The sequence below is a fragment of the Exiguobacterium sp. RIT341 genome (genome assembly GCF_000632205.1).
GTDB lineage: Bacteria > Bacillota > Bacilli > Exiguobacteriales > Exiguobacteriaceae > Exiguobacterium_A.
Genome location: NZ_JFYW01000008.1, coordinates 224,563 through 248,888, shown reverse-complemented (window position 1 = coordinate 248,888; position 24,326 = coordinate 224,563). Strand labels below are relative to the sequence as shown.

The 24,326-nt window shown below is 43.1% G+C and carries 21 protein-coding genes; 17 read left to right on the top strand and 4 right to left on the bottom strand.

Annotated elements, in window-relative coordinates; genetic code table 11:
- Nucleotides 1–15: 15 nt before the first annotated feature.
- Genes BW42_RS10175 through BW42_RS10165 form a run of 3 tightly spaced genes read left to right on the top strand, consistent with a single transcriptional unit; the run spans nucleotide 16 to nucleotide 3,573 of the window.
- A complete protein-coding gene (locus BW42_RS10175) occupies nucleotides 16–1,377 on the top strand; it encodes an O-antigen polymerase (protein WP_035410499.1) in 1,362 nt (453 codons plus the stop codon).
- Complete coding sequence (locus BW42_RS10170; RefSeq protein ID WP_035410496.1) at nucleotides 1,370–2,392, top strand: NAD-dependent epimerase; 1,023 nt, start codon at nucleotides 1,370–1,372, stop codon at nucleotides 2,390–2,392. The genes BW42_RS10175 and BW42_RS10170 overlap by 8 nt, the downstream gene beginning before the upstream one ends.
- Nucleotides 2,393–2,406: 14 nt before the next feature.
- A complete protein-coding gene (locus BW42_RS10165; protein WP_035410493.1) occupies nucleotides 2,407–3,573 on the top strand; it encodes a nucleotide sugar dehydrogenase in 1,167 nt (388 codons plus the stop codon).
- Nucleotides 3,574–3,857: 284 nt separating this feature from the next.
- On the opposite strand, the gene BW42_RS10160 is transcribed toward BW42_RS10165, so the two are convergent.
- The gene (locus BW42_RS10160; RefSeq protein ID WP_035410491.1) at nucleotides 3,858–4,301 is read right to left on the bottom strand and encodes a hypothetical protein; all 444 of its coding nucleotides are present in this window, start codon (nucleotides 4,299–4,301) and stop codon (nucleotides 3,858–3,860) included.
- 239 nt (nucleotides 4,302–4,540) lie between these two features.
- Here BW42_RS10160 and BW42_RS10155 point away from each other — a divergent pair, with 239 nt between their 5' ends.
- A complete protein-coding gene (locus tag BW42_RS10155) occupies nucleotides 4,541–5,359 on the top strand; it encodes a tyrosine-type recombinase/integrase (RefSeq protein ID WP_035410489.1) in 819 nt (272 codons plus the stop codon).
- On the opposite strand, the gene BW42_RS10150 is transcribed toward BW42_RS10155, so the two are convergent.
- Both BW42_RS10150 and BW42_RS10145 read right to left on the bottom strand, forming a co-directional pair.
- Nucleotides 5,340–6,170, bottom strand: coding sequence for a tyrosine-type recombinase/integrase (locus BW42_RS10150; protein WP_231496903.1), 831 nt, complete (start codon nucleotides 6,168–6,170; stop codon nucleotides 5,340–5,342). The genes BW42_RS10155 and BW42_RS10150 overlap by 20 nt on opposite strands.
- Nucleotides 6,170–6,604: a sigma factor gene (locus BW42_RS10145; RefSeq protein WP_029342674.1), complete on the bottom strand. Its 435-nt coding sequence runs from the start codon at nucleotides 6,602–6,604 to the stop codon at nucleotides 6,170–6,172. The genes BW42_RS10150 and BW42_RS10145 overlap by 1 nt, the downstream gene beginning before the upstream one ends.
- A 581-nt stretch (nucleotides 6,605–7,185) precedes the next feature.
- Here BW42_RS10145 and BW42_RS16035 point away from each other — a divergent pair.
- From BW42_RS16035 to uhpT, 11 genes are all read left to right on the top strand, one after another.
- Nucleotides 7,186–8,427 carry a transglutaminase domain-containing protein gene (locus tag BW42_RS16035; RefSeq protein ID WP_052019110.1) on the top strand — a complete coding sequence of 414 codons (1,242 nt, stop codon included), beginning with the start codon at nucleotides 7,186–7,188 and terminating at the stop codon, nucleotides 8,425–8,427.
- Between the two features lie 266 nt (nucleotides 8,428–8,693).
- Nucleotides 8,694–11,093 (top strand): Ig-like domain-containing protein, encoded by a 2,400-nt coding sequence (locus BW42_RS10135; protein WP_035410483.1) that lies wholly within the window; start codon nucleotides 8,694–8,696, stop codon nucleotides 11,091–11,093.
- Nucleotides 11,094–11,428: 335 nt separating this feature from the next.
- Nucleotides 11,429–11,854 (top strand): hypothetical protein, encoded by a 426-nt coding sequence (locus BW42_RS10130; protein WP_035410480.1) that lies wholly within the window; start codon nucleotides 11,429–11,431, stop codon nucleotides 11,852–11,854.
- Nucleotides 11,855–11,925: 71 nt separating this feature from the next.
- Nucleotides 11,926–13,383 (top strand): hypothetical protein, encoded by a 1,458-nt coding sequence (locus BW42_RS10125; RefSeq protein WP_035410476.1) that lies wholly within the window; start codon nucleotides 11,926–11,928, stop codon nucleotides 13,381–13,383.
- Between the two features lie 4 nt (nucleotides 13,384–13,387).
- Nucleotides 13,388–14,038: an ATP-binding cassette domain-containing protein gene (locus tag BW42_RS10120; RefSeq protein WP_035410473.1), complete on the top strand. Its 651-nt coding sequence runs from the start codon at nucleotides 13,388–13,390 to the stop codon at nucleotides 14,036–14,038.
- Between the two features lie 35 nt (nucleotides 14,039–14,073).
- Nucleotides 14,074–15,150 carry a hypothetical protein gene (locus BW42_RS10115; RefSeq protein WP_231496902.1) on the top strand — a complete coding sequence of 359 codons (1,077 nt, stop codon included), beginning with the start codon at nucleotides 14,074–14,076 and terminating at the stop codon, nucleotides 15,148–15,150.
- Nucleotides 15,151–15,484: 334 nt separating this feature from the next.
- Nucleotides 15,485–16,156, top strand: a complete 672-nt coding sequence (locus BW42_RS10110; RefSeq protein ID WP_029342659.1) for a response regulator transcription factor — start codon at nucleotides 15,485–15,487, stop codon at nucleotides 16,154–16,156.
- A complete protein-coding gene (locus tag BW42_RS10105; protein ID WP_035410467.1) occupies nucleotides 16,153–17,538 on the top strand; it encodes a HAMP domain-containing sensor histidine kinase in 1,386 nt (461 codons plus the stop codon). Before BW42_RS10110 ends, BW42_RS10105 begins: the two co-directional genes overlap by 4 nt.
- 95 nt (nucleotides 17,539–17,633) lie before the next feature.
- Entirely contained in the window at nucleotides 17,634–18,410 is a 777-nt protein-coding gene (locus tag BW42_RS10100; protein WP_035410464.1) for a DUF3919 family protein, read from the top strand.
- Complete coding sequence (locus tag BW42_RS10095; RefSeq protein WP_052019109.1) at nucleotides 18,407–19,396, top strand: ABC transporter substrate-binding protein; 990 nt, start codon at nucleotides 18,407–18,409, stop codon at nucleotides 19,394–19,396. Before BW42_RS10100 ends, BW42_RS10095 begins: the two co-directional genes overlap by 4 nt.
- Before the next feature lie 35 nt (nucleotides 19,397–19,431).
- Nucleotides 19,432–20,841: a hexose-6-phosphate:phosphate antiporter gene (uhpT, locus tag BW42_RS10090; RefSeq protein WP_035410461.1), complete on the top strand. Its 1,410-nt coding sequence runs from the start codon at nucleotides 19,432–19,434 to the stop codon at nucleotides 20,839–20,841.
- Nucleotides 20,842–20,885: 44 nt separating this feature from the next.
- Here uhpT and BW42_RS10085 read toward each other — a convergent pair whose 3' ends face one another.
- Nucleotides 20,886–21,332 (bottom strand): hypothetical protein, encoded by a 447-nt coding sequence (locus tag BW42_RS10085; RefSeq protein WP_035410459.1) that lies wholly within the window; start codon nucleotides 21,330–21,332, stop codon nucleotides 20,886–20,888.
- Between the two features lie 201 nt (nucleotides 21,333–21,533).
- On the opposite strand from BW42_RS10085, the gene BW42_RS10080 reads away from it, so the two are divergent.
- Entirely contained in the window at nucleotides 21,534–23,060 is a 1,527-nt protein-coding gene (locus BW42_RS10080; protein WP_035410456.1) for an FAD-dependent oxidoreductase, read from the top strand.
- Nucleotides 23,061–23,294: 234 nt separating this feature from the next.
- Nucleotides 23,295–24,314 (top strand): fatty acid desaturase, encoded by a 1,020-nt coding sequence (locus BW42_RS10075; protein WP_035410452.1) that lies wholly within the window; start codon nucleotides 23,295–23,297, stop codon nucleotides 24,312–24,314.
- The last annotated feature ends 12 nt before the right edge of the window (nucleotides 24,315–24,326 follow it).

Here is a 24,326-nt window from a genome sequence, read left to right as displayed (position 1 = left end):
TAAGGAGAATTATCTATGTGGTTTTTATATTTATTATTAACTGTAATAGTTATTGTGATTGAGTTATATAGAAAAAAAGAGTTTTTTTTTGATTATCTAACTGTATTTAATCTTTATTTTATAGGGTATTATTTATTTCCTGCGATAATGTATAATGCGAGTTTTATTGAATATCATGGAAGATATGAAAAATATATAGGTTCATCATTTAATGGAACATTTAAGGCATACATATTGATATTGATGTTTTATTTATTTGTTCTTTACGGTTACTTATATTTAGCAGAAAAAATAAAAATTACAAGAAAAAATACTAATTTCTTAGTATCGGAAAGTGAAAATAAAATATACTTTTTGGTGATTATATGTATATCTTTGTGGATCATCGGCTTAATTTCACTCTATATATATAGTAAGTCATTTGGAGGTATTGTAAATTTAATTCTAAATTCAGCTCAAATTAGAGATGGTTTGATAGAAAGCGAAGGAAATAGCTCTATAGAATTTATAAAAAGGTTTATTATTGCGTTGACTTATCCATCCTACATACTATTTGTAGTTTATCTCAAACGAAAAAAATTATTGAGCTTGTTTATTATCAGTATATTCGTTTCTATGTTGTGGTTTTTTATTAATGCAGGACGTGGTGCGATTTTACAGTATGTATTAATTCTTTTCTTGATTTATACCTATGTAAAGCAAAAAAGAATTAATTTATTTAAAACAATATTAATTTCTTTAATACTGTTTATGGGCATTAATTATTTAAGACCTCTTTTTAGTAATTTAATCTATTTGAGAGATGGATGGGATGTATTTAAAAATCAGTTTATTATCTCGGCTAGTAGTGGAAGATATTCAATTGAAGGAATTAAAGATGTTATTTTTACTTTCTCATATTACTTTGAACATAAATATATTTCTCTAGAAACTGCAATAAACGCTGTAGATTCTGGAAGACATAATATTAATTTCTTTAATGAATTTTTTATTGCTCTAATTAGTATAGTTCCATCAAGCTTTTTATTTTTTGAGAAACCAGATTCGATTATATTTTACAATACTTCTTATATTACTGGTATCTATGAATCGTCTATCCCTCCTGGAAGTATAGCATTAGGCTACTATTCTCTGAATTTTGTAGGTGTAGTCATTTTTGCAATATTATTTGGGTATTTCGGAAAAAAAATTAGTGATTATTTCAAATTCAATTCGAATTTGAGCTCTGAAGCATTTTATATAATTTCTATGTTTGTTTGGATTGATTTTTTTGTGGCAGGTGATTTGAGACAATCACTTCAAAGATATTTTGTTTACTTTGTATTAATTATTACCATGATTGTAATAAAGAAAGTTAGGGTGGGTAGTAATGAATAATTTTAAAATATTGATTACTGGATCCTATGGTTTTATAGGATCACAACTAGTGAAGAAATTATTGGGAATGGGCATTAAAGTAATTGGGATTGACAACTGTAACGAGTATTATGATACTGACTTAAAAATAAATAGATTAAAGCCTCACTTAAATAATTCAATGTACAAGCATTACAATTGTGATTTAAAGGATAAAATGAACGTTAATCAAATCTTTGAAGAAAATTCAGTAGATGTTGTTATTAATTTAGCTGCCCAAGCGGGTGTTCGCTATTCGATCGAAAATCCGTATGCTTACTTAGACTCAAATCTAACAGGATTCTTAAATATTTTAGAAGCGTGCCGTCATTATCCCGTAAAACATCTTTTATATGCTTCATCTAGTTCCGTTTATGGTGGAAACAAAGTGGCACCTTTCTCAACTAATCATAATGTAGATCACCCAGTCAGTCTTTATGCAGCAACAAAGAAATCGAATGAATTAATGGCGCATACATATAGTCATTTATATGGTATTCCAACGACAGGTCTACGTTTCTTCACCGTCTATGGTCCATGGGGACGACCAGACATGGCATACTTCTCGTTTACAAAAGACATCATCGAAGGTAATCCGATCAAAGTTTTCAATCACGGGAAGATGGAGCGCGATTTTACTTACATTGATGACATCGTCGAAGGAATCGTCAAATTGATTCCGCGTGCTCCGGAACCAAATCCGGAGTGGGATGAAAGTACGGATGAATTAGGTGCAAGCTTTGCTCCATATCGTGTCTATAATATCGGAAATAACCAACCGGTCCAACTGATGAAATTCATCAACGTCTTAGAAGAGAAGATTGGTAAGGAAGCCAATAAGCAATACATGGAGATGCAGCCAGGTGATGTTCTACGGACGTATGCTGATGTATCAGAATTAGAACGAGATATCGACTTTAAACCGAGTACGAGTATCGAAGAAGGGCTTGGGAAGTTCGTCGATTGGTATAAAGAATACTATAATATTACAGACTGAAAAGGATGAGACACTTGAAAATCACAGTAGCAGGAACAGGGTACGTTGGTCTATCAATGGCTGTATTACTTGCACAACATAATGAAGTCACATCAATCGATATCATTAAAGAACGGGTCGAAATGGTCAACAACCGTAAATCACCAATCGTTGACGCAGAAATTGAAAACTTCCTTCAACATAAGGAATTGAACTTACACGCGACGACAGATAACTTCGAAGCCTACAAAGAAGCAGAATTCGTCGTCATCGCAACGCCAACGGATTACGATCCAACACGGAACTACTTCAATACGCGTACGGTTGAGAGTGTCGTCGCAACAGTACTTGCGATTAATCCAGATGCAACGATGATCATCAAGTCGACGGTACCAGTCGGTTATACACAAGAGTTGAAAGAAAAGTTCGATACGCCGAACATCGTCTTCTCACCAGAGTTTTTGCGTGAAGGGCAAGCATTGCATGACAATCTCTATCCATCGCGTATCGTCGTTGGGGAACGATCAGAACGTGCACAACAGTTTGCTGATTTATTATTGCAAGGGGCAGTGAAGAAAGACGTTCCTGTCTTATTGACAGACTCGACGGAAGCAGAAGCGATCAAGCTCTTCTCGAACACCTATCTTGCTATGCGTGTCGCGTTCTTTAATGAACTTGATACGTATGCGGAAGTGCGTAATTTAGATACGAAGCAAATCATCGAAGGTGTTGGTCTCGATAGCCGGATTGGGAATCACTATAACAACCCGTCATTCGGTTATGGTGGATACTGCTTACCGAAAGATACGAAGCAGCTACTTGCGAACTACGAGGATGTTCCGAACAACATCATCGGTGCAATCGTGGAAGCGAACCGGACACGGAAAGACTACATCGCAGATACAATCATTAAACAAAATCCGAAAGTCGTCGGTGTCTATCGTTTGACGATGAAGACAGATTCGGACAACTTCCGTGCGTCATCGATCCAAGGTATCATGAAGCGGATCAAGGCAAAAGGAATTGAAGTGACTGTCTTTGAGCCAGTCTTAACTGAAGATACGTTCTACAACTCACGTGTCATTCGTGACATTGAAGCGTTCAAACAAGAATCGGATATCATTATTTCAAATCGGATGCATCCAGAGTTGAGTGATGTGGAAGAGAAGGTTTATACGCGAGATTTGTATAGCAGGGATTAAGAAATAATTGAAAGAGTGCATCTGGGTGAAATGAACAGTTCACCCAGATGCACTCTTTTTGTATGAAGTTTTAAAATTAGTCTGAAAAGCAGATAGTTCATCGTTTTTGAATACGTAATACGACGCCTATGCGCTTAGCTTTTGTCCAGTCATCAAATTCACTTAGAGCTTGCTATTTTGTACTTTCATGCAAGTCAATCATATGATCAGTTTCAATGATAAATAGTTCGTCTGCATTTTTTCAAGTAACATCTGAGTGCTGGGAAAAATTTAAAGTTTATCGATTATAGGTGAAGACCTACGAGAATTTTATGATCGAGTAGTTTCGTATACTGGAGTGTATGGAAGAATTCATTGCCGAAGTCACACGGTAAGAGATGGATATGAATCATGTGGTAGCTGTAAGACACGTTCGGATGTGCCTTTAGTATGTCCAGGATTGTTTTCTCTTGTGAAGCTGGACTTATGTCGTAGATGTGAAACGAGATGATGTTATGACGGATGCGAAACGGGGCAATCGTGAGGGTGAACGGTTTATGATGAGCGAATCGATATTCCGTTGAAACAGTCGAACCAGTGATGACGAGCTCATGTGGGGTGATGCGTAGTTTCGGGTGCCAGAAGTCTCTGAATTCGATTGCGATGATGTCGCGTAAGTACTCTTCCGTCACATACGTCGTGACGAGAATATCTGATGGATTGCCAAGATAGTCATTATCCGTATTCATATGTAAGCTCCTTTGCTTGTGAGTGAATGGAATCAATGCTCCGTCGTTCAGGGTAAAGAAAGGTATGTTTTCTTTCCTACTCTACAGAACATAGATTCAATACGATTGTAACTTTTTTCCTTATTTTTGTTTTTCGTGCATTGATCGTTTAGGGAAAGCGATTCTTGATAATTCATCGAAAATCAATCGTGTACTTCATCAGCTGTCACGTCAGTCCCTATAAGAAGGAGGAACCACCTATGACCTACTATGACTATCTCGATCAATATTTATTGACCGACTGCTCGCGGTCAGCCCATACGATCAAGGCATACCGGAGTGATCTTCGACAAATGCGCTTGCATCAAATCGACTGGTCAGTCGCGTCCTTACGACGCTACTTTCACTGGATGAAAGCACATTATAAGCCTTCGACGATTTTGCGACGGTATCACGTCTTACACCGGCTCGGAAATGTCCTCGTCGAGCGACGACGGATCAAAAAGAATCCGATGATTGAGATCCGTCCGATCGTTCATCAACGTCTCCAAGATGAGACCTATCATGATAGTGAAGAGTTGATCCCCGTGATTCGACAGATTCAAGATCCAACTTATCGCCTCTTCTTCGAGGTGCTCAGCCAAACGGGCCTCCGCTTCATGGAGGCCCGTTTGTTGACGGTGCAGGATTTTGATTTAGCAAAGAATGAACTGTACGTTCGTCACGGAAAAGGCGGGCGGACACGGACGGTTCCGATCGGGGAGACCCTTTGCGATAAGATCGTTTTGTTTCTAGCAGGTTGCACGGCCGGCTACTTGTTTCAGTCCGTCACGGGACGGATGATCAATGAACATGCGGCGAGAAAAACACTACGCGAGGTTGGATTTACGTCCTTAAAGCGTCACGTCCGTCCGCATATGTTACGGATCGCCTATGCGACCTATCTCTATCAGCAGGCAGGGTTGAAGTTGCTCGATATAAAGCGTCTGCTTGGTCACGCCAGCATCTCGACGACGGAAGGATACATCCGTAGCCAGACGAATCACGTCCGGGACGTTCTTAATCGTCTGTCCGCTTGAGGCGATTGACTGATGTATGGGCAATGTCGTGCAACGGTAGGACGTAGTGCTGAGTCGTCCGAACATCGCTGTGACCGAGTAAGCGCATGATCGTTAGAATGTCCGTCTGATACACGTGATAGAGCGTCGTCGCGAACGTGACTCGGATGTCATGCGGTCGCAGAATCCGTCCGAGACATCGTTCACTTGCTTCTCTTAAGACACGGCGAAACTTTGCCGGGTTGACCGGTCGTCCGCTGTCTTCGCAAAACAGTGGAAGGGCATCAGGACGAATCGTCTCGATGTAACGCATCAGGACATCACGCAACACATGATGCAGCGGAACTTGACGTGATTGATCGCCTTTACCACTCCGGACGAGTACCTGATCGCGCGCAAAGTCGACATCTGCGAGCTGTAAGTCACGGGCTTCTGAAAACCGCAGTCCCGTGTGCAGGAGAAGAAAGCTAAAGGCGTAGACAGTCTCGTCACGAATCGTCTCGAGGACACGGTGGACGTCGTCATACGTGAAGGCAAGTCGTCGGTAAGGTGCGGGAACTGGTTTTTTGACACGCACCAATGGATTCGTCTGGAGCGAACGTTCAGCGACCAGTTGATCGAACAGGATTGAGAGAGCATGCAGTCGTCGAGCGGCAGTTGCTGGAGCGTAAGTGTCGCGTAGAAACTTACCATAGCATTGGAGCGACGGAAAATCGATTCGTTCGACGTGGCGACAGAGATGCCGTACGTCGGAGCGATAGGCTTTTTTCGTCAAGGGACGGTAGTCCGCCTGTTCGATGATCGCGAGTAAGCGTTCTTGATAATAGGTCATCATCCGAGGAGAAACTGGACTTTCTGCCGGAGTTCCGACTTCAATGAGCGCAGTCGCGCCGGTGAGTAACCGAGTGTCTCTTCCGTTCCGTGCATCAAGGCTTCTAGAAACGTGTACTCCTTATTTGATAGATCACGCTTGAGTTCACTGAGGAGATAATGAAAGGAGACGTTCGGGGTCCGAGGGAGCTCCGGCATCGTCTCGACCGCGACTTCAGTCGCAAGCGTCCGATTCCGAGTCGCTAAGTAGTCGAGCATCGCGCCTTTTGCTCGGATCCGTGCGAAGGTGACGGTCATGACCTTTCCTTCCTCAATCGATTTCCAAAGTCGGAGTAGGGCAGCTTGCCGGCATTCATCATGTTCGTTCGGGTGGATCGAGAGGCGGGACAGGAGGGAGTTGACGAGGGGAATCCAGTTACGTAGTAAGTCGTTCATGGGTATCCGTTTCTTCAGATATGCATATCTGTTATGTATTCCGCGGTAGTTTTAGTATAAGTAGAGTTATCCAGAAAGCGATCGCGCTAGAATGCGGGTTTATCTGAAGCGAATCGACAAAATGAAGGGGAATTACACTACTTACGCTCTTTAAAAGTTGAAGAAACCGTTGGCATGATTGAAGAAATGGAGCGTTGCGCCCAGCGGATAACTCTACTTATCCGCTGGGGTGTTCGGAAAGTATTTAATCCATCACTAAAAAACACAAAAACCACGTACTGAGAGGATCTCTCGGCATGTGGTCCTGATAATTCATTTTTATAAAAGGAGTTAATGCTTCTAATCAATTATTAAAATAAAACTAATAGGGTGACACTTGAAAACTAAATGCTTTCATAATGTATAAAATGTATAATGAGTTAATATATGGATTAAGAATCGTTATGGTCCATTCGATTTAATCTGCGTGATGCCTTCGAGCGCTGAACTTCTCGCGATTGTGGAATCGATGGATAGGAAAGGAGCGATATCGAATAACAACCTTCATTATCTTACTCATCATACTTATAGTGATTGCGATGATGACATACCGATCTGTTCAAAAACTGAAAATGGATGCGATCATTCATTTCCAGTTACGACGAGATATTCGGCAAGTCAGAAAAAAGCTTTTATTGTGGAAGGACCACCCAGGTAAACAATTCGAGGTCCTTCAACCGATTTATCAGAACATGGTCTATCAGACACGTAAGCGGACGAAGCGATCGGCAGTAGAAGTGGAAGCATTGATCGATCGTATATTGAACCGGTTGATTAAAAGCCGATGGTCCGTACTTGTCGCATTCGGGAAGTTAGGAATTCGGGCTGGTTTATGTCTAATTGGTCTTTTCATTAGCATCGTTACCTTGTTCGCAGTCTTCGAAGAATTCGACAAGACGTCGTTTACGGTCGAACCAATAAAGGAATCGATTGCTAGTTTTAGTGAAACGACAGGGCAATGGTTGGATGGTGTTGAGTGGGAAACAGAAACGGAAGCTACACCAGAAATCGTTCCACCATCCAATGCTAAAAAGATGAATCCGCATTCGAAGCATTATCGATTACCTGAACAAATCACGACGGCTGAAGAATTAGGCGAAGCGATGGCGTACCATATGAATCGTCAGGAGCAGGAGTTTACGGTCCAGTTCATTGGTGATATCAATCAGTTTAGTCGTGCTTCAGACGGTGCATGGAAGTGGTTAGAAAAGAATGAACCGTATGTATTTAGCATGTATGACGGTGGAGAATCAGAGTATCTCGATTATGATTATTATGTAGATTATACGTTTCGCTTTAAGTACGAGGTAACACCTGAGCAAGCGCAGCAAGTGCGGCGCAAGGTTAATCAAATCGTTAAAAAGATACCCGTCGATTGGTCGGACGAGCAGAAGATTCGATACGTAAACGACTATGTCGTCCGACATACCACTTATCGACTTAAAAGTAAGGAAAGTCCGTATACGCCATACTCAATTTTAATGAATGGAGAGGGCGTCTGTGACGGCTATGCCTTAACAACACTCCTGTTGCTAGAAGCTGCTGGTGTAGAGGTCCGGTATATTGATGGAAAAGTATCGAGTGGCTTGCATGCATGGAACATGGTGAAAGTGAAAGGGAACTGGTATCACTTAGATACGACTTGGAACGATCCGATTCCTAATCGACCGGATGAAGTACAAGAAGACTACTTGATGGTTTCGGACAAAACCTTGTTGAAAGATCATTCGTGGATTAAATCGAAATACCCAAAAACTGCGCTGGTCGATTATGCTGAAAACTAAATAGATAATTTCTCAAGTAAAGCAAGTTTTTCCTTACTTCGGTCATACGATTAAGGAAAGACATGCTTTTTTATATTGTGGTACGGATTCCAACTAGAATACTGACTTTTATTTAAAAAGTCAGAAAATAAATGACTTATATATCCATTAAAATACATAAGGAGTGAAATTATGTTTATATTTATAAAATAAATAGAACATGCACAAAATCAGATGAAGAGTCTGAATAGAACTCACGAGTTTTTTTACGAAGAGGAGAAGGCAGAATGAACCTACGAAATAAAATTGGATTGACGACAATCGGATTACTTGGTTTGGGAGTTTATTACACACATATCGATGTTCAAGCAGCAGAAGATGCGACGAGAGTCATCGTTCAGACGAAGAATCCCGATATTTTAGAGAAGTTCGCATACGAAACAATGATCAGAAAGTCTTCCGAGCATAATGCCGTAGTAACGGTGGATGTACCAAAAGGGGAGAGCGCGATATCTTTTGCGCAGACGTTAAAAAGTCAAAATGGCATCTTACGAGCAGAGCCAGATTATATAGAAAAACGAGCATACACACCAAACGACAGTATGTATTCTTTGCAATATCATCATACGAATATCCAAGCGGAAAAAGCATGGGAGCGGACGATGGGAGAAAACTCGGTCGTCGTGGCAGTGATTGATGATGGTATCGATGCCTATCATACTGATTTAAAAGATAAGATCGTCGATCCATATGATGTCGTCAATCGATCTCCATATACATTGACGCGCGGTGAGCATGGTACTCACGTCGCAGGTATCATTGGTGGAGCGATGGATAATTCTTTTGCGGGAACTGGTGTTGCACCGAAAACGTCTATCATGCCATTGGATGTTTTTGTAGGAGATGGTGCTTACGCATCAGATGTCATTTCGGCAATTTATCGTGCTGTTGATCATGGTGCGACAATCATCAATATGAGTTTAGGAAGTTATAATTACAGCTCGATCTATCAATCTGCAATCAATTATGCGCATGATCATGGTGTTGTTGTCATTGCAGCAGCAGGGAATGATGCAACATCCCGTCGCCACTATCCTTCATCCTACGATCACGTCGTTTCAGTTGCGTCGACGACTTCACGGGACAGCTCATCCTATTTCTCCAACTATGGTAGCGATATCGATATCGCTGCGCCTGGAAGCTCCATCTATTCTACACTTCCTTACAATGGATTTGGTGGCATGAGTGGTACTTCGATGGCTTCCCCTGTGGTTGCAGGAGTAGCAGCACTTGTAAAAGCAAATGATCCGACCTTAACAAATGACGAGATTGTCGAACGTTTGGAAGGAACGGCAGATGACTTAGGAACAGGGGGATGGGATATCGAATATGGCCATGGTCGTGTCAATGCGGCTGCTGCACTTCTGATTAAGGAATACGGACTTCTTCAGATTGATGAGTTGACAGACGCCATGACAGCGGTAAAAGGAGAAATTTCTGATTCAATCACGGACGGTACGCTACGTATTTGGAATGAAAGCGGAGATCTCATCGGAGAGAAGGCCGGATTAGCGACTGGTCGTTTTGAAGTGAACATTGAAAAGCAACGTGCAAATCAGCAACTTTCTATCCAAATCGAAGATGCCAAAGGGAACAAGAGTCAAAAGCAGCAGGTCATAGTGATTGATCGTACGGCACCGAAACAACCGCAAATAGCTGAGTTCACAGATACTTCTAGCCGATTATCTGGTCAAGGAGAGGCGGGAACTACAGTATCCATTCAGACGGAAAGTGGACGAACGTTAGGGGAATCTCTAGTCGATGAAAAAGGAAAATTCTCGGTCTCTCTTTCACGTCAAAAAGCCGGTACCTCACTATGGGTATCTTTGACCGATTCATCGGGAAATCAAAGTGAGAAAATTCGTGTCATCGTGAAAGATGTCACACCGCCTGTTGTTTATGAAATAGCAGAGTTCACAGATAAATCGAAGTATTTATTTGGTCGAGCTGAACCCTATACAACCATTTTGATTAAGAAAAAAGGAACGATTGTTGCGGAAACGACAATGGATGAAGAAACAAATTTTTCGATTCCTCTTTCCTCTCAATCGGCAGGTACTGTCTTATCAATATATGCAGTAGATCGATCTGGAAATCAAAGTATTGAGCGAAAGATTATTGTACTAGATCGTACTGCACCGGATGTTCCGAAGATGAAATCGTTCTCGGACGCGATGACAATTTTATCGGGTACGGTAGAAAAGAATAGTACAGTCGTAGTCTTGCAGGGAACACGGAAAATTGGACAAATGCGTACGAATGGAAGTACGTTTTCGATTAACATACCGAAGCAAAAAGCGGGTACACGTTTGAATATTTATGCTCTAGATGCTGCGAATAACAAAAGTAAAATCGTGACGATTACTGTATTAGATCGAACGGCGCCCTCTGCTTTAAGCATCAACAAGGTGACGACACAATCAACCAAAATCATAGGGAAGACAGAACCAAAAGTAAGCGTGTATGCTTATGTTGGAAAGCAAAAATTAGGAAGTGCTACTGCTGATTCGAAAGGAAACTTTACTATTAAGATTAAAAAACTAAAAAAATCTATACTGATTGATGTATATGCTATTGATGCAGCTAAAAATAAGAGTAAAGTAAAGCGGTTTAAAGTTACTGGCTAATCCATCGATAATCACGTATAGAGAAATGAAGCAAGTCTTTCGAAATGAAATGAATCAAACGATTGATCAAAAATGAGATTGCACTTATCGAAAAGTATTCTTCCGAGACTGGATGAATACTTTTTTGAATTCATATTAGGAGTTTTATCACGTTGTTGAAGACTCTTTCGAAATAATATACAAAATTAAATAAATTATAAAGTGAAAAATGTTGATAGAAAAATGAAAAATGGAAATTTTTTTCTAAATTGACGGTTGTTATCTGAAAATTTATGATAGGATTTTTACGAAAGGGTAAGTGTAAAAGGAAATGAAAATTTAGGAGGAAATGTAAAATGAAAAAAGTACTTACGTTAACTGCAGTATCGACACTCGCTTGTACGCTTGCTTTCGCACCTCAAGCAGATGCTTACCGAGCGACCAAAACTGTGAGCAGTGTCACGTCAAAAGCAGATTTACCTTACTTCTCTGATTTTAGTGGCTGCGGAAATTATAAAGCCTATAGCTCTACTACACGGACAGGCTTTAAAAGTTTAAAGCACCACGTCACATTTACGACAGTTGGAGGAAGTGTTTCATTCTCAGGTGCCGGCGTTAGCGGTAGCGGAACAAGCCCAGGGTACACGAAATCAACAAAAAGTAAATCATACTATAGTTCAGGAAATGTGTGTGGTAGCGGATTGACACTCTATTTAGGGATGAACACGACTACACATGTGGATTATAGCAACCGAACGTATACAGCTACTGCAAAGATTTGATCATTCGAACATAATTTAATCATTCTTTTTACACTAACCTTTCGTATTATGAACAGGAGTATCGAAACCATATGAAAAAAATAATCCTTATTTGTATCAGTTTTTTATTCATATTAGCTGGTTGTAGCCAAGGTGAAACGTTCATCAATCGAGATATACATAATTCAAACTTAGTGAAGACTGCATCTTCTTATCTAAAAACATCAGATGGTGGCTCTGTCTTTGAAGTAGATAGTCAGTTTAGTGAATCTTCAGCTATTAAAAATAACAGTACTTATCGTTTTCTAGAAAAGAAGTCAAAGAACTATTCGATTCAAAAATGTAATGAGAAAAGGAACAAGTTTTATTGTGACTTGATCGTCATGCAACTTAACGGTGAAGCTACATTGAATAGCGAACAAATTTCAAAAATTGATTCATTTTTTGATCTCTATTTTTTATACGAAACTGCAAATTCCATTAAAGAAGTCGGCATGATTCAAGATATAAAAGAGCATCTTCACCAAATGAGACAACCCGTTCAAGGCGATCAAATTGAATATTTATACTTTACACTTCTATCGCTTGAACTTGATTCTAATATAAGCACTTCTCCGACAAAAGAAACGATAAAAACAATCATTGACGAATACTCTAACCAAGATTTGATGGATCCAAACCGTCCTATCTTGTTGTATGCAGCGTTAAAATTAAACGATAGTCATAAATGGGGAATAAATTTAGAACGTCTTCAATCTCTCTATCAGAATGAACAAAACCAAATCACATTACTATTTTGTGATGAAATCACATACTGGATACAATTAAATATTGTCGAGATGGTTATGGAGAACGATGCAGGAAAAAAAGCATTCGTAAACTTATTGAATCAAAATAAACCTTACACTAGTTTTTATCATTCTTTAGACAGTATTCGAAATCTGTATCTGATGTCTAACTTATTTGCTAGTAATAAATTGAAACATACAGAACAATACATCGAGGTGATTAATTCCCGCCTCGATACCCTCTTAGGAAGCGAAAAGAAGACGCAACAAAATTTGTACTTCATATCTGTCATAGATCAAATTTTAAAAAATGAAAATCGAGATTTGAGTGAGTTTCCAGATGTGAATTGTAACGATTTGAACAATCTATCGGAGAGATATTATTGTGGGAAAAACCAAGATGAAAATGATCTTTTTAATGAAAAGAATTTATTAGAAGAAAACAAATTATTAACAAAATTGTTGATTTATGATAGCGTTACATTGACCTCTTCACAGAAAAAAGAAGTGAAGTCATTATTTCCAACTGTCTTGAAATATGATGGGAAAGATGATTATGTCGTTTTGAATGTGTATAGCAGTATGATCACGGAGCATGAATTAAAAGTGGATACTGAGAAGATCAAAGAGCGTATAAAAGAGAAAGAATGCGGTCTTGGTTATTGTGAGAAAGCAGGAAACTATTCATTCGAAATGAGTGTCTATCTGAATAATATCTTAAATATTTTAGAGGGTGACGAAATTGCTAGGAGGTTTCGATGATTCGATGATGTCAATAAACGTAAATAACGTAAGTTTCGGCTATGGAAATCAAGAAATTTTAAATGACTTTTCTTTAGAAATTCAAAAGCCAGGCATTTATTCACTATTTGGTAAAAGTGGTTGCGGTAAAACGACTTTGATTAACATCTTGTCGTTGATACAGGCTCCTACGCATGGAGAAGTAGTATTGTTCAATCAAACGCTAGATTTTTCGAATAAAGAAAAGATTGATGAGGCGCGTAAACAAATCGCTTATTTCTTTCAGGATTTAAATCTCATTGAAGCATTAACCGTGCGTGAAAATCTCGAAATCATATCGTTGATTAATCATCAAAATATTGATGAAGAAAGATTAAAGCGATACAGTGAAAAAATCGGAATGTCGAAGAAATTAGATGTACCTGTCAACAATCTTTCAGGAGGAGAACGGCAACGGGCTGCTTTCCTAAAAGTAATGATTTTTGAATACAAATTGATTTTGCTAGATGAGCCAACAAATAATCTAGACAAAGAAAACATTGAAATGATCATGGATTTATTAAAGGAAATTAAGTCTGATAAAATCATCTTAATCGTTACGCATTCTAATTATGTAGTTGGCCAATCGGATCAAACATTTAACTTCAATGAATTGAATAGAGGAATTGCAGTATGAAAATGACCGTTTTTCATTACATGAAGAAGAAGTATATGAAACAGCTAAAAAAATTGACTACATTAAATTTTCTCCTCATCGTTTTACTGTTATTTTCTGTTTTTACAATTTTTATCTCAACAGAAAATATTCGAAATAACATTTTAAACAATGAGCGGCTTTCCATGGTACTCATTAACGGATACACTAAAAACGGTGAGTTTACGTACGATACAGAAAAGATAAAAAAGATGGATAATGTTAAAGATTTGTCGTACGAATATGAGATTCCATTATCGTATTCAAATGGCGACGGTGAACAGGATTTCATGAACTGTCTGACGCTAAATCCAACGACACGAGATGCTATCAACTATCATAAACCGGTCAAAGGAAACGAAATCATTCTACCTGATTCATTTAAAGGGAACACGTTGAAGTTCACGGATATGGAGAACAAACCGTTATCCTTAAAACAATCCTACTACGAAGGGTCAGGTATTTTCTTTTTAAAGGATAAATGTTATCTAGCACCTCAAACTAGCGCGAAACTAGCTGAAGAAATAAGTAAATCAGATAATTATTCTAGCGCTAAGTCGTTGTTAGTCAATATTACGAAAACAGAGTATATCTACGATTTCGTACAAGATTTTAATAACATGTTTGATGAAGAAAAAGCATATGTATACTATCAAGCGGAAGGATTAGAAAAACTTGTAACAGGTTCTAAAATGTCGATGTATCTGTTGATACTCTTCCAAGTAGTGTTGCTTGCTATCGTCTTTATCTTCTATAGAAATAGTTTAAATGCACTGATCAAAACACTAAATAGAGACTTGTTGTCGTTGTATATCAACGGGTTATCGAGTAAAGAAATTTCTCGACAATTTTATTCAACCATCGAATCCATGAATAAAAAAATATATATGTATTCCTATGCTCTGATTGCATTATTTGCAGTAGGAATGTGGAAATACATGGGAATGCAGCCGCTTCTGATAATGGTCGCTGGATTAGTCGTTCTATTGTCACTCTTGATTGTGTTGAACAAACGATTCGTGAAGCTATTGATTACTCGGAAAATGAAGAAAGAGTTGTCTAACGACAACATCGTTTCCCAGTTGAGAAACTAACGTTGTTCCACATGCCGTAAGAGATAGAGTAGTTTAACACTTTATTTTGTAATGAAATAAGAAGGTTTTTTGATACCCTTTGGTCATTTAATGATCAAGGGGTATTTTTTTATGCTGATACAGTCATTTAGGATGGATGTCATCAAAATTCGATTCTGTAGCTAAAGTTCTTTTGTCATAATCTGATAAGAATAAATCTCGAATCGCTTCAAATGACAGATTCATTGTCTGTAATATTGTTTGTTATTTTTGCATTTGTTCTCTCGGTGTGATTGCAAACGATTTCATGATACGCTAGGGGACAGAAAAACCTGCCTAGAAAGAAGGAATTCCTATGCATATTCTTGTCATCGATGATGAGGCGAGCATCCGGCATCTCGTCAAACTGCAACTCGAGCTTGATGGTCAGACGGTCGAGACGGCAGCCGATGGAGCAGCAGCACTCGCCTTGCAGGCAACACAGACCTTTGATTTGATCGTCCTCGATTTGATGCTACCGGATACGACCGGTTTCGATTTGATTCCAAAACTTCGACAGACGACGCCTGACTTACCGATCTTGATGCTGACAGCACGTGATCAGATGAACGATAAAATCATCGGGCTGCAGCTCGGAGCGGATGACTATATGACCAAACCGTTTAATGGAACGGAGCTCGTCTTGCGTGTCAAAAATTTATTGAAACGCACGAAGGCGGTCGCGCCACCGGTACCTGTCGCAAGTGATCCATTCTTATCTGTTGATCCCGAAGAACGAGTCATTCGGCTCGACGGTCACCCGTTACCACTGACATACCGGGAGTATGCATTGCTCGCACTTTTCCTAACGCATCCGAAACGGGTCTTCGAGCGAGATGAACTGCTCGAACAAGTCTGGGGCTTTGACTTCTCCGGTCAGACCCGCGCCGTCGATATCATGGTCCAGCGCTTACGGAAGAAACTCGGAGCACAAGGCGAACGGATCAAGACGATTTACGGTGTCGGCTACAAGTGGGTCGACGCATGAAACTACGCCAGGTCATCACGGAAAACTTCGTCTTGCTTCTCGTTCCGGCATTGCTCGTCCTCTTCTTGATTCTCTATGCCTTCATCCAATCGAACCTATACGAGAACGCCGTCGATTCTGTCCAAAAACTGAGTCGGGAAGCGGAACTCTACACGACGAATTACCTCGCAAGTGAAGAGACAGACTCGCTCGCTGATACAGCAGTCCCGATCGCTTCTTACTTAGCAGACCGGTTCGACGCGCGTGTCCAGCTGTTTGGGCCAAACGCGGAACTACTCGCTGATTCCGAGCGCGATCAATTACCGCTTCTCGCAGGAGATATCGATCAAGCGTTAAAAGGAAAATCGAGTTATCTGTTCCTGAAGGAGACCGATGTTCCCGTACTGTTCTTCTCAAGCCCACTGTACGGCAAGACGGACGTCATCGGCTCGGTCCGTTTTCTCGTCGACCTGCGGACGGAAGCCGAACTGCTGCGGCAATTTACCTATGTCTTCACTGGCGTCTTTCTGATCTTGATTATAATTGCCGTTTGGACAGCGCGTCGGATGGCAAAGACGTTAATCGGACCGATCGATGATTTACGGAGTGTCTCGCACGCCTTGACGAAAGGACACTATGCGCACGCGCTACCGGCCTATCCATATGAGGAATTGAACCGACTGGCAGCGGACTTCTCGACGCTTGCTGACGCAATTCAGCACAACATCGGACAGCTCGAACAACAACGAAGCGACCAACAGACATTCATCGATCACATCACCCACGAACTCCGGACACCGATGACAGCCATCATGGGCTATGTCGAATTGATCCCGAAGCTGCCGCCGGATGAAGCGGCGCACTGTTATCACTACATCGAAGTCGAGAGCCAGCGCTTGTTACGACTCGTCTCGCATAATCTCGAACAGGCGAAACAACAACGCAACGAACGCCACGTGACGTCGACGATGTTCGCGCTCGATGCCTTGCTTGCCGACGCCTTATTCATCATGCAGTTGCGTCTTGATGGACAAGGAATTGAAGTTGAACAGGATGTTCCGCCAATCTACGTGCTCGGGCAACCCGACCAGACGAAACAAGTCTTATTGAACCTTCTCGAGAATGCCGTCAAGTACAGTGACGCGATGACGATGACGTTTTCGACCGTCAGTACGGATACGACCCTCCGACTCCTCATGACGGATGACGGAATCGGCGTTGATCCAGCAGTGCTTGCCGAATGGAAGAAGGAGCAACATAGTCTGACGACGGCGAGTGGGAATGGACTCGGTCTACCGCTATGCCGACGTCTGATGCAGGAACAAGGTGGCGATTTTGTACTGGAAAGCGATGTAAGCGGCACACGTATCACATTAACTTTCCGATTAGCGAATCAGACTTAATGTAATCGCTTACAAATGATACATTTACGAAACAATTCGACCGGATTTACGAAACAATTGCCCCGTAATCTAAGAATCAAGCAAGGAGAGGAATCATGAAAGCATCGACCATCGCTTATCTTTTCCTAATGGGCATCTTGTTTGCCCTCGGTCTTCTTTTGCTTCAGCAGACGGTCTTCGGACGCTTACACGTCCTCGATGGACCGAAACGACTGAATGCTTCCGATGACTCGCTCCCGACTGAGTTGACGTTACGTCACCGGGCATGGGGGGAGCAGACGGTAGAAGATGGAACGGAAGTCCAGCGTATCACGACGCTATTGAAGCAAATGAAGACGGTGACAAACGAGACTTGTCCGGCGGGTACGGCGACGTTTACCGGAACGCTCCGTTTCTTGAACGGAACGACATGGACGTTCTCGCTCGGAGAAAGTATGACGCTAAATGGAAAATGTGTCGCACAACGTCCTAGCACTCAGACGACGACATTAAAAGCACGTTTCTTGAACGCCTATCACGAACCAGAACAGCTCGCGCGTCAGTTCGCTGAGGCGGAAGTCGTGACCGTGTATGCAGCAGGACGATCTCGTTCTTTGACTGCACGTGAGCGAGAAGACGTTAAGCGTCGCCTGACGCAGGCAGAGCCGATGACGGACTATGAAGAAGTCGGTCAGGCACTCGATGCCAGTCAGGGGCAGCCGCGTATTCTCAAGCTTCAGCGGTTCAAGAATAAGCAGAATACGCGTGCCAACTTAATGAATATTACTGTGTATGAGACATTGTTCAGCGTCCAGTACATGGATGATGACAATGGAAACACTTTCTATTTAAAAGGACAACTCCTGCCGACCGGGAAGGAGGCAGATCGATGAGAAAAGGAATACTCTTCTTGCTGAGTATCATTTGTCTCATGAGCATTTGGATCGTCCGCAACAATGAACAGACGAAGCAAGGAACCGCCGCGCGGGAGACGATTCCGCATTTGACGGCGTATGTCTCTGCGAAAGAGGATATCGGGCGGGCCTTACTGTCATCGTACTGTGAACAAGCGGGTTGTACGTATGAGTTCGTTCGCCTCTCGACAGAAGAACTCGTCCGGCGGGTGACGAAGGAAGCGGATCATCCGCGCGCTGACGTCATTATCGGCGGGACGTGGGATGCCCACCAGACGCTCAAGCAACGCGGCTTGTCGACACCGTTCCCGACTGATCTGGATCAAGCGGAACTACAAGATCCGGCTCGCTACTGGATCGGCTATGAAGTCGAACGTCTTGCGATCGTCATCAATACCGATGTCTGGAATGACCGATTCGGGGCAGCACCGTATCCGAAGACGCTCGCTGACTTGACGGCGAAGCGGTATCAGGATGACTTGATTTTACCGGATCCGAACCATTCCGGTACCGGGGCGACGATCCTGCAAGCGGTCTTTGACGGATACGGGACGAAAGCGGAAAGTGTCTTACGCGAGCTAATCGAGCGAACGCGACTATTCACGGCGAACGGCTTTGCGCCGACATCGTACGTCGCAAGCGGAGAAGCAATGCTTGGGGTCAATTTCATCGGCGATCAACAATCACTGCGCGAAAAGTATTATCCGGTCAAAAGCATCCCGCTCGATACGTACTCGATCAACGCGATTTCAAAGCTGAAAGGACGGACGCAACAGAAACAGGCGAATGCCTTCATGCGTTTCGTACTCTCAGCGGACGGTCAGGCGATTCTACGGAAAGTCTCGTTTGGTACGCCGACCTATGCGATCGCGAAGACACAACCGATCCAGCAAAACGTCGGGCAGGATATCGTCGCCGATTACCGAGACTATCTCCGTCGATTCAATCAGCTCCAGGACAAATGATGCGAAGACTCTGATTCAGATAGGGGAAATGGAAGATGGGCTTCTTCAGCATCAAAAAATTGCCGAATGCCGGCATACCAATCGAAGTACAACGTAAACAATGGTTACAACAGTTCTTAAAGGCATTCTTAGTCGTCTTCTTCTCATATATGGCGATGTATCTCATCCGAAACAACTTCAAAGCAGCGCAACCGCTCTTGAAAGAGGAACTTGGCTTTACGACGACGGAACTTGGTTATATCGGCTTCGCCTTCTCGATTACATACGGAATCGGGAAAACGTTGCTCGGCTACTTCGTCGACGGGAAAAATACGAAACGCGTCATCTCGTTCTTATTAATTCTCTCGTCCTTGATCGTCACGGCGATGGGGCTCTTGATGAGTGCCGGTGGAAGTCCGGTCGGTCTCTTGATGGTTTTATGGGGACTCAGTGGGTTCTTCCAATCGGTCGGAGGACCGTCGTCGTACTCGACGATCGCCCGCTGGACACCGTTTGAAAAACGCGGACGCTACCTAGGCTTCTGGAACGTCTCGCACAACATCGGTGGAGCGATTGCTGGTGGTCTCGCGCTTTGGGGAGCGAACGTCTTCTTCAACGGGAGTGTCGTCGGGATGTTCATCTTCCCTGCTGTGATCGCCCTTGCCATCGGGATCGTCGGTCTGTTCATCGGGAAGGATGATCCGGAAGAACTTGGCTGGAATCGGAGTGAGGAAATCTTTGAGGAACCGATCGAACCGGAGAATATCGCCGCTGACAGCATGACGAAATGGCAAGTCTTCAAGACGTATGTCATCTCAAACCCGTGGATCTGGACGCTCTGTATCGCGAACGTCTTCGTCTATATCGTCCGGATCGGAATCGATAACTGGGCACCGCTCTATGTCACTGAACACTTGCATTTCAGCACGGAGAGCGCCGTCAATACGATCTTCTTCTTTGAGATCGGTGCGTTGTGCGGCAGTATGATTTGGGGATATGTATCCGACTTGCTCAAAGGACGCCGGGCGCTCGTCGCGGCAATCTGTCTTTTGCTGACGGCAGTCGCGGTCCTCGGTTATCGTTACGGTACGAGTGAACTTATGATTTACGCGTCACTATTTGCACTCGGTGCCCTCATCTACGGACCACAACTCTTGATCGGGGTCTCGGTCATCAGCTTCGCACCAAAACAAGCAACGACGGTCACGAACGGGATGGTCGGGACATTCGGTTACTTGTTCGGTGATTCGATCGCAAAAGTCGGTCTAGCAAAAATCGCTGACCCGGAAACGAATGGTCTAACGATTGGTTCGGTTACGTTACATGGGTGGAGCGATACGTTCATCATCTTTAATGCGGCATTACTATTCGGTTTGATCGCCCTTGCGATCGTTGCCGTCGTCGAGGAGAAAAAAATTCGTCGCCTCGGACTTCTGGAGCGTCAAGCGGATAAATTGAGTTCGTAACAGACACGAGCACCCTCGCCTTATTTAGGAGAGGGTGCCCTTTTTTAATGAGACAAATAAGTAAGCAGAAAACCTTCTTTAAGTTTGACGTGACGAATTGAGCGGTAACGGGCATGACGGAAAGGGAAATAGAAGGAAAGATCAACGGTCAGGAGTCGGTATGCGTAATGCAGGTAAGGTGGGCGAATGAGGTAGGTTTCATTAAAGGACTCGGTATCTTGAGGACAGACATCAAAGACTTCGAACGTGATGGTACGTTTATCGACGGATCGCATTTGGAGCGTCAACTCGACCGGTAAGTCGCGTTCTAAACCATAACGGGTCAACGGTACAGCGGCTTGAAGGTGAAGATGTGTCGGTCGAATCGTGACGCAGATATCTGTCAACTCTGGAATCTCCTTTGTTAGTACGCTTGCTAAGTCATACTCATCCATACTCGCTGCCAGGGTAAAACGTCGAAAAGTTTCGATGATATGGCGGCTCAGTTTCATAAAATGGACTCCTTTCATAGGATTCTTAGTCTTAGTATAAAGGATTTTAATCCCAATTATTCCATTTTATTTTTGTTAAAGTAAATTAATCCCTCTTAATTAGAGCTTCTTTTTAAAACTATACGATTCACGCATGTTTTCGTATCGTTCAGGGAACTTTTAACATGTCGACCTATCGTGTTTTCCGAAAGGAGTTTTATGATGTCTGACTTATCCGGATTTCCGTCATCTTATTGGAAGCAAAGTACACCTGCCACTTCTTATCCCCCTTTGGATCAAGATGCGAAGCATGATGTCGTCATCATTGGGGCTGGTATTGCTGGGCTCGTCACGGCCATGCAACTGACTGAACGGGGGTATGATGTCGCCGTGATCGAAGCCGGTGACGTCGCTGCTGGTACGACGGGTTATACGACGGCGAAAGTTTCCTCGCAGCACGGTTTAATTTATGACATGTTAATCAAAACGGTCGGTGAAGAATCGGCGCGACTGTATTATGAAGCAAATGAAGAAGCAATCACGTTTTTACGTCATCAGGTGGAACGACTCGACATTGCGTGTGAACTTGAAACGCAGGACGCGTATCTCTACGCTGCGACATCAAAAGAGCAAGCGATGGAACGAGAAGTAAAAGCCTATGAACGATTGGGATTGAACGGTGGAGAAGCGACGCAAGAAGTTCAGGATAAGTTGCCGTACGATGTAAAAAAAGCTGTCGTCTTGCGCGATCAAGCGCAGTTCCATCCCGTCAAATATCTTCAAGGACTCGCCCGACAAATCGTCCACCAAGGGGGAGCCTTATACGAACAGACACGTGCCGTATCGCTCGAATCGAACCGGACGCCGACAGTCATCCTTGAGAACGGTCACCGGATTGAGGCAAAAAAAATTGTCATCGCGACCCATTTTCCGTTCCATGATTTTAAAGGATTGTATTTCTCAAAACTTGAAGTCCATCGCTCGTATATCGTATCGGGTCAGGTCGATGAGACGTTTCCGGACGGGATGTTCATGAGTGCCGATCAACCGAGTCGTTCTCTGCGTCACACACGGACAGAAGACGGTCGTCTGCTTGGACTGTTTGGAGGCGAGAATCATCTATCTGGTCACGAGACAGAGACGATGCAGCGGTATCAGCACCTTGCGGATTTTGCAAAGCGTGAATTCCACGTCGAGTCGTTTGGACAATTTTGGTCAGCGCAAGACTTGATCACGCTCGACAAGATCCCCTACATCGGACAGATGACGCCAAATGATCCGAACGTGTTCGTCGCGACCGGTTTTGCGAAGTGGGGGATGACGAATGGTATCGCGGCCGGACTGTTGCTCAGCGACTTATTGACGGGAACACCCAACCGTTTTCGGCATCTGTTTGACCCAAACCGTTCAAAGCTAAAAACGAAGGATGCGACGCAGTTCGTCAAGAACAATGCGGACGTCGCGATCGAACTGGTCAAAGGAAAGCTGACGAAAGCGCGTCGCAGTGCCGACGAGTTACAACCGGACGAAGGTGGACTCGTCACGCATCACGGGAAAACGGTCGGTGGTTACCGGGATCCGGAAGGAAAGCTTCATCTCGTCTCGACGATCTGTACCCACATGGGGTGTGATACGAAATGGAATGAGGCGGAACGGTCGTGGGATTGTCCGTGTCATGGTTCACGATTCGGTCCAACAGGAGAGGTGCTAGAAGGACCAGCCGTCAACCCACTCAAATCGATCGAGTAAGCAGAGACGCTTGTCTCTGCTTTTTTAATTTTAAAAATAAACCGTGGACGAATTATGATATGTGATATAATTACCTGGTAACAAAAATATTTTAGCGCTAAACAATTAGAGTGCCGCTTTTGAATCGTGTTGTAGAGGCACCGTCACGACCACCGCTCACTGGTTTCATATTTTAGTTTCACTATTTTACTTAGCGTCGTGAACGCTGAAACAACCCGAGGAGGAAGCACCACTATGAGTAAAGAAAAGATTGCCCAGCTGCGCAAACATGTATCGCCGTTTGAGAAGGCGGACATCAAAGCCAGTGTCCGGCAGATGATCAACACGATCCTGCCATTTCTCGTCCTATGGTTTCTGGCATATGAGGCCCTGAAACTATCTGTGTTTCTCGCGATCCCGTTGGCGATCCTCGCTGCAGGATTCGTCGTCCGGATGTTCATCATCTTCCATGATTGTACCCATGGATCATTCTTCAAAAATAAGAAGGCGAACGCGATCGTCGGGACGATCACGGGGATTTTGACGTTATTCCCGTATGAGAAATGGAAACGGGAGCACTCGATCCACCACGCATCAAGTGGGAATCTCGATAAGCGCGGTGTCGGTGACATCTGGGTCATGACGATTGAGGAGTATATCGAAGCATCACGTTTCACACGTCTCAAGTATCGTCTGTACCGGAATCCACTCGTCATGTTTGGTCTTGGACCACTCTTGTTGATTCTTGTCTCGAGCCGCTTCAACCGGAAGGATGCTCGCAAAAAAGAACGTATCAACACACACGTCATCAATGCGTCGCTCGTCGTCTTATACGGTATCCTGATCTACTTCATCGGCTGGCAGGCCTTCCTGATCATCCAAGGCACGACGATGTTCACAGCAGGTGTCCTCGGAATTTGGTTATTCTACGTCCAACATACGTTCGAAGACTCGTACTTTGAGGATGAGAGCGAATGGGATTATGTCAAGGCAGCAATCGAAGGCAGTTCGTATTACGAGCTACCGAAGGTCTTACAATGGGTGACCGGAAACATTGGATTCCATCATGTTCACCATCTCAGTCCACGTGTACCAAATTATCATCTTGAAAAAGCACATGTCTCGACGCCACCGCTTCAGAAGGCGACGAAAATCGGTCTCTTCTCAAGTCTGAAATCGCTTCGGTATAAGCTATACGATGCGAAAAACAAAACGTTCGTGACGTTCCAAGATATCAAACACCTCTTACGCGAGCCGAAACCGTCATCGTTGTAAGCTTTTCACCTC